The sequence below is a fragment of the Aerococcus sp. L_32 genome, assembly GCF_050689315.1.
Map to the genome: position 1 here is coordinate 1 of NZ_JBOEQF010001144.1, position 590 is coordinate 590.

Sequence of the window (590 nt, forward strand, 5' to 3'; positions counted from 1 at the left end):
GAAGCGTTCAAAGATAAATAAATTTTAAGGGAAGGGTCGAGCTAAAACTCGTCCTTTTTTACTTGCTTGCTTTTTGTAAGTATGCTATATTAGCTTTTGTCAAATCGTACCGGTTACGATTTAATGAAGAAGTATTCATATATATAGATAGTAATCTTTAAAAGGAGAACATTGTGAATAAATTTAAACGATTAGTTGGGCTGTTAGCTTTATCAGCCATCGCCTTTTTGGCAGCATGTGGTAATGGGGCATCTACATCAAGTGATGATGATAGCTTACAGATTATAACGACTTTTTACCCAATGCAAGCTTTAACCAATGCAGTGGTTGGGGATAGTGCTGAGGTAACGGTTATGATGGAGAATGCAGATGCCCATGAATATGAGCCGAGTGCGCAAGATATTGCGACTTTAAATGAAGCAGATGTCTTTGTTTATAACAGTGAAGACATGGAAACCTTCGTACCAACTTTATTAGAATCGATTGATAACCCAGATTTAGTCATTATTGAAGCAGCTTCAGAAGTTGAATTGATCGATGGTGATGTGGAAACAGTCGGAGAAACGACTTCTGAAGAAGAGACTGAAGAA

Annotated in this window: 1 protein-coding gene; it reads left to right on the forward strand. The window is 37.3% G+C overall.

Features of this window, described 5'->3' with window-relative positions:
• Window positions 1–173 precede the first annotated feature (173 nt).
• Window positions 174–590 (forward strand): metal ABC transporter substrate-binding protein (locus tag ACRCJ0_RS18630; RefSeq protein ID WP_431391681.1); only part of this gene is annotated, 417 nt, incomplete at its 3' end.